This is a genomic window from Zwartia panacis (assembly GCF_030410395.1).
Lineage (GTDB): Bacteria > Pseudomonadota > Gammaproteobacteria > Burkholderiales > Burkholderiaceae_B > Zwartia > Zwartia panacis.
Genome location: NZ_JAUHHF010000011.1, coordinates 105369 through 116063 on the forward strand (window position 1 = coordinate 105369; position 10695 = coordinate 116063).

Sequence of the window (10695 nt, forward strand, 5' to 3'; positions counted from 1 at the left end):
GAGAAACAGGACTGGACCGGATAGATGTATTTCAATTTGGAGACCTGTCAAGTTGCAGATATGCCCACGTTTAAGGGTTTTCCCGCACTGCGGAGCTTTGCAGGTATTCCTGTTCTAAGAGTTCCATTAGGCGCTGAGTACTCATCGGCCTGGCCTGGGCGTAGGCGCGACCTGCCCAAAGGCTCTGATGTTCTCCGTCGTTATGTTGCACCGCGATTTTTCTCAGTGGACCCGTCAGGGTGTTTTGAAGCGGAAAGGGCAGGTGCGGCTGACCCTGCATGGCATCGATGAACTCATTTCTAAGGCCTTGTGCGCGTCTGCCTGAAAATGCATGGGTAAAGATCGTGCCGCGTGTGGGTTTGGTGAGCAGGAAATGCTTGTGCGCAGGCGTCGCGCCCGATTCGTCGCAAACCAGGAAAGCCGTCCCGAGTTGTGCAGCTGTCGCACCCGCTGCCCGGGCCCGCGCGATATCTCCGCCAGTCATGATGCCTCCTGCTGCGACGACGGGGATTTTTAATGCGCCAGAAAGTTGTTTGACAAGGTCTAGGGTCGGCAAGTCATCGTCCAGAATATCTGGCTCAAAAGTACCTCGGTGTCCGCCGGCCTCGATGCCTTGCGCGATGACAAAGTCAGCGCCGGCTTGTTCGATCGCTTGTCCTTCAGCCAGACATGTCGCGCTGATACCAACGGCAATGCCTAAAATGCGCGCGCGCTCGAGCACCTCAGGTTTGGGAAGGCCAAAGTGAAAAGTGAGCACCGCAGGTTTATGTAGCCAGACGGGTTCCAGCATTGCGTTCAAATCGGGAAAGTAGGGTGGCTCGGGGCACACCATTCGCAGGTCTTGCGCGCAGGGCAGGCGCTTGAGCGCGGCAATCGCCTGGTGTTGCAGCTCGATGCTGGGAGTGGGCACTTCGTGAAAGACAAAAAAGTTGGCATTCAATGGACCTGAGGTGAGTCTTTTGGCTGCGCTCAGATCATCGCTGATGTGTTGAGGTGAACTGTAGGCAAATCCAAAACTGCCCAGCCCCCCGGCATTGGCGACCGCTGCGACTTGCGCTGGGGTATTGGGCCCACCCGCCATGGGTGCTTGAATAATCGGAACACGTAATTTGTTCAGAGCAAAAGCCATGGTCGAGTCCACCGTTTAAAAGGAATGTTGGCTCATTCTATCCCCGGAATGCCGTTTATCATTACTTCATTGAAGTAAAAAATTTAATTCACGAGACTGCGCCATGAAAAACGAAAGACTACTGACTTTTGTGCAAGGGATGAGCCGACTCCTGCAAAGTGATCCACATGAGCCACTAATCCTGGAGCAGGGGGGTATGTTGTTGGCGGATTTGGTCAAATACGATGACTGGTTACCCGAGGCGTTTGCGCGACCTCATCCTCAGTTTTACCAACAATACCTGCTGTATGCCGATCCGCTGGATCGTTTTTCAATGGTGAGTTTCGTGTGGGGACCGGGACAGAAAACACCTGTGCATGATCACATGACCTGGGGCTTGATCGGCATGTTGCGCGGTCAGGAAGTTGATACCCATTATTTCAAGAAACCCGAGGGTGGGTATCGACGCGGGGAGAGCGTGATTCTGTTACCCGGTCAGGTCGGTTCCGTATCTCCGTCCACGCATGATGTGCATGAAGTTGCCAATTTTTATTCGGATCGCCCTTCGATCAGCATTCATGTTTACGGTGGAAATATCGGCCGTATTCAGCGACATGTCTTTGATCCGGATTCGGGTCAGGAAAAAAATTTCGTCTCGGGTTACAGCAATGATGTGATCCCTAATCTTTGGAATTAAGTCAGATGCAAAGCAACAAGAACGTCAGCATCAGTGTTTGTGATGACCAGTCTGTGCGCCTCGCGCTCTTGGAAAAGCGTGAGATCGCTTTTTTGGATGTGCGGGAAGAAGATCCGCACGCGCAGTCTCATCCGCTATTCGCCGCGAACTTTCCCTTGTCGCGCGTCGAGCTCGACGCCTACAGCAAATTACCCAGGCGTGATGTTTGGATTGTGACATTGGATGAGGGAGATGTTTCGCTTGCCGATTCCGATGCGATGCGCGCGGCTAATCGACTGGTAGCGCTCGGCTATACGAATGTCAGTGTGTTTGGTGGCGGTGTTCGAGCGTGGGCCGATGCGGGCGGAGAGTTATTCAAGGACGTGAATGTTCCCAGCAAATCTTTTGGTGAATTAGTCGAGGCGCATAAACACACACCTTCCCTGTCGGCTCAGGAAGTCAAAGCCTTGATTGATGAGCAAGCTGATGTTGTGATTGTGGATGCCCGTCGGTTCGATGAGTACAACACCATGAGTATCCCGACCGCGGTGAGCTGTCCCGGTGCTGAATTGGTATTGCGTATCGCCGAGTTGGCGCCCCGTCCAGAGACCCGCGTCATTGTCAATTGCGCAGGCCGCACACGCAGCATTATTGGTACTCAGTCTTTGATCAACGCAGGTATTCCCAATCAAGTGTCGGCGTTGCGCAATGGCACGATTGGCTGGACGCTTGCTGATCAAACCCTCGACAAAGGTCAAACCAGAAAGTTTCCTGAAGTTTCTTCGACCACAACGCAAAGCGCGGCCAAGCGTGCCCGGGATGTCGCGGACCGTGCGGGTGTGAAGCGGGCGTCCAAAAAGAATGTGGAGACATGGCGGTCGCAGTCGACACGCACGACCTATTTTTTTGATACACGCAATCCTGAGGAGTATGTTGCGGGCCATCTGTCAGGTTTTCGTTCGACACCCGGCGGGCAATTGGTTCAAGAAACCGAGATGGTCGCCCCCGTTCGTGGCGCAAGATTGGTGCTGGTCGATACGGATGGCGTGCGTGCCAATATGACGGCTTCATGGCTCGCGCAGATGGCGTGGGATGTGTATGTGCTGGATGGCGTACAAGCTGAGGAATTTAATGTGACAGGTGTCTGGCAGGCGGAATTGCCGACTCTTCCCGCTACTGCGCTCACAGACTGCGCGAGCTTGGCGCAATATTTGAAACAGACAGACCCTCGCGAACAAACCATCGTCGTCGATTTTGGGCGTCATGCCCAATACGTCCAAGGACATATTCCTTGCGCGCGTTACGTCTTGCGTTCGCAGCTCAAACAGGCTCTCAAGCAATTGCCGGTAGCGGCGCGTTATGTGCTGACCTGTCCGGATGGTGTCATGGCCCGTTTTGCATTTGAGGAGTTTTCACAAACACTTGGCCAGAATGGAATTAGTGCTCAAGTTTTCGTTTTGGACGGTGGAACACAGGCCTGGCGAGAGGCGGGACTGGCGATTGAAAAAGGTCCTACCCACCTTGTGTCACCACCTCTGGATCGCTATAAGCGACCGTACGAGGGAACTGACAATGCCCGTGAAGCGATGCAGGGCTATCTCGACTGGGAGTTTGGTTTAGTTGAACAACTCGGTCGGGATGGGACGCATCACTTCTGGGTCTTGTAAACGTTTGGACAAGTCTCTAGTTGGACAATGGTTAATCGCGCAGAACTTTGCTGGCTTTAGCCTGTTCGATCAGAGCGGCGGCATCGACCGGCAATAGAAAACCCTCCTTGGTCGCCCGCTCACTCGCCTTGATCACGGCAGCGACGTAGCCGGCATGATTGCCATATCGTTCCTCGAGAGACAGGCGAGGATCCTGGTTCGCTTTACGCTCTGCCGCTGTCCGCGCAAAAGGAATCATGCCCCCGACATAATTACAGATCTGACCTTTGTGGAAAGGTTTATCTCCGTCCGCAGTGATATTCCATCCCAGATAGGTGCCAAGAGGCGCATCCAGTAACACGACTGGCACCCCACCAAGTTCGTTGCCATCTTGATCGACTTTGGGTGCGTACATCTTCAAGACCTGCTTGATCGGTGGCGGCGCGTTGGTCGGAATGCCTGACACATCCAGGGCATTGAACTGAGGACCCCAGTCATAATCCAGCACACTCATGATGAAATCAGACTCGGGCACCGTGGGGCGCAGACCCGGCAAGGTCGGAAAGCCGATGTCTTTTTTGTTAGCCAACGCGAGTGTGCCACTTTGTTCGCCTGGCTTGGGTGCGAGCGTGGGGTAGCGGCTTGGAGGCGGCTCAGTCCCTTTCATCACCCAATCGCGGAAATGAACGCGAATCGCATTGACCGTTTCTGTGTGCGGAACCGGATTGGCTGGCAATATCCCCACTCCAAAGTTATTTCCGGGACATACTGCGGGTGTTTTGGGTAAGCCGACTCCGGGCAGGCTGGTGTCAAAACCACCCGCTCCACCACCATGATGGCTGCTGGCGATGTAATAGCGTCTGACCGTGTCGGGTAGAGGCAGGTCTTGTTTGCCATCCGTACCGACCCATTCCGGTGTGAGCTTGAGCGCCCAGACCTCTGCGGAGCCAAAATGCTCGACAATTTTCGGACAGGTCTTGGTTGCCGTGCATCGATCCAGGATCCCCGCAGCGGGTAAGCCTCGGACAGGGTCAGGATGCGGGAGCCACCATTGTGGCCCTTCGCTGCCCGCTTGGTAAAGCTCCAGTACACCATCGGCTTGCGCCCAGCGGAAATTCAACGCGATACGACGTCCCGCAATGATCGGCCACATACCGTCATGCACCATTCCTCCATGCTCAGCCTGATTGAAACCGAGATGCAGCCAGCCGCGCAAGAAATTGCCTGATTGTGAAACGCCTCGGCCAATGCTGTGCTTGGGAATGCCGGCAATTGGGTTGGCTGTGCCCAGATCATCCTTGGCGATGTTTTTGAAAAAATCACCGACATCGCGCCAGGCAGCGAAACCGATTCCTAACACATACGGATCGGCAGCCGTAAAGACAACCTGATACAGGCGTTTGGGATCAAAGCCTTCTTTCAGGCAAATCTGTGTAGGGTCGGGCGTACCTGGAAACGGCGTTTTCTCATCGCACTTTCCCCAGGCCCAATCAGAGTCCGGGATACGCACTTCATCAATGACTTGACCATGCATGCCTTCGCCGCCTCTGGAGGTCAGTTTTGATTTTGAGGTATCGAGTGAAACGGGTTTATAAGGCAGCGGATTGCTCTGGACAATCAAAGGTTGCGAAGCTTTTCCCGAGCGATTGACGATACGTCCGAATACCTCGCCTGTAATGGGATCACCATTCGGTTGACGCGCAACCGGCACCTCAAGAAACTGACCTGTTTTAGCTGAATTGACGGGTCGCACACGTGTGTTGCCGCTGTTATCACCCTGCCATGCGCTTGCAAGAAAAATATCACCGAGCTCCTGTTCCCTCGGTGAAAAAGGATAGACACGTCCACGGTTGGGGACATCGTGCCACATCAACCCACTTGCATTTTTCAGGTCGACAGGTTTGTGTATGACAAAGGATGCGACATAGCGAACTTTGCCGTCCTGATCTTTCGCAAGCTCGATATCCTGGATCAACGCATTTTGTGGCAGCTTTGGATCAAGTTCGCCAAAGGCGCGGCCTGCGATGGTTTCATACGCGATGGCAACTGGCTTTTCATTCGCGGCTTTTGCCATGGGTGTCACTTCGTCGATCACGATCTTCGTGACGCGTGCCTCGGTCGTTTGGATGCCAGCCAATCCGATTACGCCCGTCAGCATCGCAGCGTGAAATCGTTGTTTTTTACTTTTGGTTTTCATTTTGTCTCCCTCGTATTTTTTATTTAAGGTCCTGTTGCAACATCGACAGCTTTTCTAAAAAGAGTGTTTCACCGTGATTCACTTTATTGTGCCAGTCCTGGCCGGAATCTTCATTGGTAAAGTCGGTGACGTACTTGTAAGAGAGCCAGGGTAGACCGTGCGTGTGTGCCACTGCGGCGATTGCGAAAAGCTCCATGTCGACGACATGAATGCCTTGTTCCTGGAGCCAGGGGTCTTTGGACGTCACAAAACTGTCGCCTGTCCCGCAAGTATGTGTGCCCTGAGCCGAGAAATATTCGTGCGGACGTTCGCAAAAAGGGACGCGACCCCGCGGTGAGAGCGGTTCGGCGATCATGTCGCGCTGCACGACGCGTCCGATTTCGAGAAGCCCCGACGCCTCGGGGCAGACTGCGCCCACCGTGCCGAAGTTCACGATGATCGAGGGGCGGGCGTGCTCGATGGCCTGGATCGTTGTGATCGTGGCGTTGATTTTCCCTATTCCGGTATAAAAAACCTGAATGCCATCAGGTAGTTTGTGCGCATCCAGTTCTGGACGCAGTGCTGTCAGGACAATCAGGTTTGTGCGCATGGGGTAGGATTTTTTTAGTCCTTAGGGGTTTTAGTCCTTTTTAGGCCAAAGCACCATTTGTGTACAGCGAAAGATCGCGATTTTCTTGTCCGTTGCAGCATCGGTGACGATGGCATCCCAAACCTGGGTGTTACCACCGAGATGTTGCGCTGTTGCAGTGCAGCGGATGATGGCGCCTTCGCCACGCACGGTTCCCAAGTGATTGCTCTTGAGTTCAATCGTGGTAAACGAGACAGCGCCTTCGGGCAAATGGGCAATCGTCGCATAGCCGCAGGTTGTATCGGCCAGCGCAATCACACTGGCAGCGTGAAGGTATGTGTTGGGGGCGAAATGGACTTTGCGCAGTTTCATCTGGCTCTTGAGCGTGCCCTCGGAGAGTTCCAGCATTTCCACACCCATCAGGCCGGGCAAGTTTTCACCGCTACGCTGATTGAGTTCTTCGACGGTGACGGTGGGGCGAAGCTTGGGCATACAAGATATTCCTACAAGGTGACGGATTGAATTAACGTAAGATTATGCCGTAACCAATTCGAGTGGAAAGCCATGACAACGACGCCTGTTTCAATTTCACGCCCTGGTCCCGAGTACGAGGCACATGTCCGCCAAGGGTTTTCGCAGCCCAGACTGGAACGTTTGGGTGCCTCTCTGGAGGAGCAGATCGCCAAGGGGATTTTCCCTGGTGCGGTGACCATGATCATGCGTCATGACGAGTGCGTCCATTTTGAAGCCTACGGTTTTCAGGACGCTGCTGGCAAGATTCCGATGGCACGCGACTCGATTTTTCGTCTCGCGTCCATGACCAAACCACTGGTCACAGTCGCTGCGATGATGCTGGTCGAGCGCGGTCGTTTCAATCTTTACGATCCCATCACAAACTGGTTGCCCGAACTCAAAGACCTCAAGGTCGAGGCTCCCGAGGGGGACGTCCCCTTGATTCGTCCAATCACGATTCAGGATTTGATGCGACACACTGCAGGTTTCGTGCATGGCGATCGCGCGAAGTCACCGCGCATCAGAAAGCTCTACGACGAGCTGCATATCGAGGCCAGGGAGCATGATATTTTGGGTGATCAGATGCTCAAAAATCTCGGCACTATCCCGTTGGCGCATCAGCCCGGGACGTTCTGGGAATATTCGATCGCGGTCGATGTGTTGGGATTGCTGCTTGAGCGTGTCGAGAACAAGACGCTTGAGGAGATTCTGAATGTGTTGTTGATCAAACCGCTGGGCATGAAAGATACGACATGGTGGGTGGAGCCCGAGCGCCTGGGACGTCTCGCAGAAGCGCCCGATAGCGACCCTCTCAAGGCAGAGATGCTCAAAGCCTATCGGCAGACGACCAATCCTGTTGGCAGAACTTATTTGCGCGGTGGGGCAGGCTTGTTGGGCACTGCCGCCGACTACATGCGGTTTTTGCACATGATGCTGCGCGGCGGCGAGCTCGATGGACGCCGTTATTTGTCACGTCGTACCGTCGAGTTCATGTGCTCGGAACACACCGCTGGCATGGGCGGCACCACACAGGCCAATACAGGTCCCGGCTATGGTTTTGGCCTGGGCTTTGCTGTCAGACTGAGCCAGGGGATGTGCTGGGTGCCAGGCTCTCCCGGCGAGTCGCTGTGGTCTGGAGTATGGGGGACGAGCTTTTGGCTGGACTTTAAGGAGAACCTCACTGCGCTGATTTTGACGCAGGGACCCACACACAAAATCCAGAGTCGCATGTTGTACAAGACTCTGGTGTATTCAGCCTTGGTCAAATAATCCAGTCGTCGACATGAATCTGTCCGAAAAAGATTTCAAACTGAATCAACCTGTTGATCCCGCAAGCCTGCAAGCCTTGGCGGCGGCGGTCTACCGCAGTATCGGTGTCCCTGAGCAAGAGGCGTGGTTGGCCGCCGACACGCTGGTCCAGGCCGATTTATGGGGACATCAGTCGCATGGTCTGTTGCGGTTGGGTTGGTACTACGCGCGGCTGGAGTCTGGCGCGATGAAGGCGCATACGCTCACAACGCTCGAAGTCGATGCGGGTGCTGTCGCGGTCATGGATGGGCACGATGGTGTTGGTCAGGTGATTACGCGTCGCGCCGTTGATGAAGCGATCTCGCGGGCCGGCAAGCATGGTGTCGGAATCGTTTCGATCCGCAACTCCAACCATTTTGGTACATGCATGTACTACACGCGTCTGGCCGCAGAGCAGGGTTGCATCATGATGCTGATGAGCAACGCCGGACCGAATATGGCACCCTGGGGTGGATTGAAAAAGAAAATTGGCACAAACCCCTGGTCCATTGCTGTGCCGGGCGGAGCGTACGGACCGGTGGTCATGGATATGGCTAATTCGGGTGTGGCGCGAGGCAAGATTTATCTTGCCAACAAACGGCGAGAGTCGATTCCTGACCACTGGGCTGTCGATGCGCGCGGCCGTCCCACCACGGATCCCAAGGCGGCTCTGGAGGGCTTCATTCTTCCGATGGCGGGTCACAAAGGCTACGTGATGGGCGTGATGGTGGATATTTTGTCAGGTGTATTGTCCGGAAGCCAGTTTCTCGATACTGTTCATGGACCGTATGACCCGATCCACCGCAGCGGGGCCGGTCACTTTATGGTGGCGATGAATGTCGCGGCCTTTCAACCCTTGAGCGAATTTGAACAGCGAATAGATGCGTACATTCGGTCTTTGAAAGACGTTCCCGTGGCAGAAGGGCACGAACAGGTTTATTACCCAGGTGAAATGGAGAAATTGGCGGATCTGAAAAATCGGCAACAAGGTTTGTTGCTACCAGAGGATACGCTCTCAGATGTGCTTCGCGTGGCCAGGCACGCGGGTGTATTGTAGAAAAATCAACTTCAACTCAACAGTCACGAACAGGCGGAGCTCATGGAATTCAGTATTCAGCATGCCAAAGACAAGCCCTTCACGCATGATGGTTTGCGTGAGTATTTTGATTATCGTGATCTCGGTATTTTCGAGGCGACCAAGGGTGCAGCGGTGATGCATGTGATTCGCGCGAGCAAGGGCAGCAACGCGACGGGCGAGTGGCATCGCCACGAACTGGATTTTCAATTCGTCTATGTGCTCAAGGGTTGGGCTATTTTTGAGTACGAAGGGCATGGCGAGCATAAGCTGGTAGAGGGAACCTGCGTGCATCAGCCTCCTAATATCCGTCATCGTGAGATCTGTCACTCGGATGATTTTGAAGTACTGGAAATCGTGCTGCCTGGAAAATTCAAAACAGTCGCATTGTGAGCGTATCGCGTCGGCGTTGTCTCCATACCCTTTGGGGAATGGGCACCTTAGGGGTCGCAGGAGTGGTGGGCTACCCCTCGCTCATCTGCGCACAAACGCGTAACGATGACAGTGGTGAAAAAACCGCTGGTGAAAAACCCGCTGGTGAAAAAACCGCTGGTGAAAAAACCGCAACTGACCCCGCTGTCGCGACAATCGTCCATCCTCAAACCGGTCGTTCGATCAAGTTGCGCATAAGATTGCCCGCAAAAATCGGACCGACAGGTTTGATCTTGTATTCCCCAGGCCTGGGTAGCGGTGTCTCCAATGGCCAGGCATGGTGTGAGGCCTGGAGACGTGCGGGTTATCTGGTGGTGACGCTTGCGCATCCGGTGACCGATGACGCACTCTGGCGCACCAGCGCCAAGCAGAGCTTCAAAACCAATATGCAACTCGCACTCGCCGCTCAGCAATACAGCCTGCGCGTGTCAGACAGCAAGTTCGCTCTGGATTATTGTCTCGAGTCTACCCAGCTCGCCTCCTATGTGGATCGTGAAAGAATCGGTTTTGCCGGCCATTCGTATGGTGCCCTCACGGCTCAAACGATTGCGGGACAGCCACTTGGCACGCAGAGCCTGCGCGACCCAAGAATCAAGGCAGTCATCGCCTTTTCGCCTGGTGCTACCTCGCCCGAACGGGCACGCTCCATGTTCAAGGTCGAGATTCCGTTTTTTTGTATTACGGGTGATCACGATCAGTTCGTGACCTTTAAAAAAGACGATGATGCGATTGTGCTCGGCGTGAGTCTAACCAATCGCGAATCAGTTTATGCCAATCTCCCCACAGGCAAAAAACTTCAGCTCAAGGTAAGGGATGCCGATCACATGAGTTTTGCGGGTGAACCCGTCGATGCCAAGCGTTACAGTCGGGATATTCCTGTCTCGGATCAAGCGAATCAGGCGGTATGGGCACGCGTGAGTGAAATGACGACTGCTTTTTGGGAATACTATTTAGCCTCCGAGGGACGTTCGGTTCCGGCTACCCGTGAAGCTTTCGAGGCGCGTATGCGAGCGATGCAGGGCCCGGGCGACGAGTTGAAATTCGGGTAAATTAAAAATCAATATTCAGTGGTTTCAAGTACGAAGTGCAACACGGTTTAGGGACTGGTGAAACACTTCGTACGGAGTTTTAAAACCTAATCGTTTACGTGGTCGGTGATTAATACGATCTTGAATCATTTTAAGTTCATCCGC

General features: G+C 54.1%; 10 protein-coding genes and 1 pseudogene. 6 read left to right on the plus strand and 5 right to left on the minus strand.

All coding sequences use genetic code 11. The features are described 5' to 3' along the window. Positions 1-70: 70 nt before the first annotated feature. A complete protein-coding gene (locus QWY30_RS13375; RefSeq protein ID WP_290241795.1) occupies positions 71-1129 on the minus strand; it encodes an NAD(P)H-dependent flavin oxidoreductase in 1059 nt (352 codons plus the stop codon). Positions 1130-1232: 103 nt separating this feature from the next. Between QWY30_RS13375 and QWY30_RS13380 the strand changes: the two genes are divergently transcribed. After that, positions 1233-1805, plus strand: coding sequence for a cysteine dioxygenase family protein (locus tag QWY30_RS13380; RefSeq protein ID WP_290241797.1), 573 nt, complete (start codon positions 1233-1235; stop codon positions 1803-1805). 5 nt (positions 1806-1810) lie between these two features. Next, positions 1811-3451: a rhodanese-related sulfurtransferase gene (locus tag QWY30_RS13385; protein ID WP_290241799.1), complete on the plus strand. Its 1641-nt coding sequence runs from the start codon at positions 1811-1813 to the stop codon at positions 3449-3451. Between the two features lie 31 nt (positions 3452-3482). On the opposite strand, the gene QWY30_RS13390 is transcribed toward QWY30_RS13385, so the two are convergent. From QWY30_RS13390 to QWY30_RS13400, 3 genes are read right to left on the minus strand one after another with little or no spacing between them, the layout of a single operon-like run. Continuing rightward, positions 3483-5627 (minus strand): alpha/beta hydrolase domain-containing protein, encoded by a 2145-nt coding sequence (locus tag QWY30_RS13390; protein WP_290241801.1) that lies wholly within the window; start codon positions 5625-5627, stop codon positions 3483-3485. Between the two features lie 19 nt (positions 5628-5646). Beyond that, entirely contained in the window at positions 5647-6216 is a 570-nt protein-coding gene (locus tag QWY30_RS13395) for a phosphorylase family protein (RefSeq protein WP_290241803.1), read from the minus strand. 30 nt (positions 6217-6246) lie between these two features. Next, positions 6247-6687 (minus strand): PaaI family thioesterase, encoded by a 441-nt coding sequence (locus QWY30_RS13400; RefSeq protein ID WP_290241805.1) that lies wholly within the window; start codon positions 6685-6687, stop codon positions 6247-6249. A gap of 72 nt (positions 6688-6759) precedes the next feature. Between QWY30_RS13400 and QWY30_RS13405 the strand changes: the two genes are divergently transcribed. The 4 genes from QWY30_RS13405 to QWY30_RS13420 are packed head-to-tail and all read left to right on the plus strand — an operon-like array spanning position 6760 to position 10551. After that, the gene (locus QWY30_RS13405) at positions 6760-7977 is read left to right on the plus strand and encodes a serine hydrolase domain-containing protein (RefSeq protein ID WP_290241807.1); all 1218 of its coding nucleotides are present in this window, start codon (positions 6760-6762) and stop codon (positions 7975-7977) included. Positions 7978-7990: 13 nt separating this feature from the next. After that, positions 7991-9052 (plus strand): Ldh family oxidoreductase, encoded by a 1062-nt coding sequence (locus QWY30_RS13410; protein WP_290241809.1) that lies wholly within the window; start codon positions 7991-7993, stop codon positions 9050-9052. A 42-nt stretch (positions 9053-9094) separates the two neighbouring features. Further along, positions 9095-9463, plus strand: coding sequence for a cupin domain-containing protein (locus QWY30_RS13415; RefSeq protein WP_290241812.1), 369 nt, complete (start codon positions 9095-9097; stop codon positions 9461-9463). A gap of 38 nt (positions 9464-9501) precedes the next feature. Next, a complete protein-coding gene (locus QWY30_RS13420; protein WP_290241813.1) occupies positions 9502-10551 on the plus strand; it encodes an alpha/beta hydrolase family protein in 1050 nt (349 codons plus the stop codon). 24 nt (positions 10552-10575) lie between these two features. On the opposite strand, the pseudogene QWY30_RS13425 reads toward QWY30_RS13420, so the two are convergent. After that, positions 10576-10695 (minus strand): annotated as a pseudogene (locus tag QWY30_RS13425) (IS30 family transposase); the annotation flags it as partial.

Excerpts from the sequence above, each read along its gene's own strand:
- QWY30_RS13375 (WP_290241795.1), bottom strand. The coding sequence starts at position 1,129 with ATGGCTTTTGCTCTGAACAAATTACGTGTTCCGATTATTCAAGCACCC.
- QWY30_RS13380 (WP_290241797.1), top strand. The coding sequence starts at position 1,233 with ATGAAAAACGAAAGACTACTGACTTTTGTGCAAGGGATGAGCCGACTC.
- QWY30_RS13385 (WP_290241799.1), top strand. The coding sequence starts at position 1,811 with ATGCAAAGCAACAAGAACGTCAGCATCAGTGTTTGTGATGACCAGTCT.
- QWY30_RS13390 (WP_290241801.1), bottom strand. The coding sequence starts at position 5,627 with ATGAAAACCAAAAGTAAAAAACAACGATTTCACGCTGCGATGCTGACG.
- QWY30_RS13395 (WP_290241803.1), bottom strand. The coding sequence starts at position 6,216 with ATGCGCACAAACCTGATTGTCCTGACAGCACTGCGTCCAGAACTGGAT.
- QWY30_RS13400 (WP_290241805.1), bottom strand. The coding sequence starts at position 6,687 with ATGCCCAAGCTTCGCCCCACCGTCACCGTCGAAGAACTCAATCAGCGT.
- QWY30_RS13405 (WP_290241807.1), top strand. The coding sequence starts at position 6,760 with ATGACAACGACGCCTGTTTCAATTTCACGCCCTGGTCCCGAGTACGAG.
- QWY30_RS13410 (WP_290241809.1), top strand. The coding sequence starts at position 7,991 with ATGAATCTGTCCGAAAAAGATTTCAAACTGAATCAACCTGTTGATCCC.
- QWY30_RS13415 (WP_290241812.1), top strand. The coding sequence starts at position 9,095 with ATGGAATTCAGTATTCAGCATGCCAAAGACAAGCCCTTCACGCATGAT.
- QWY30_RS13420 (WP_290241813.1), top strand. The coding sequence starts at position 9,502 with ATGGGCACCTTAGGGGTCGCAGGAGTGGTGGGCTACCCCTCGCTCATC.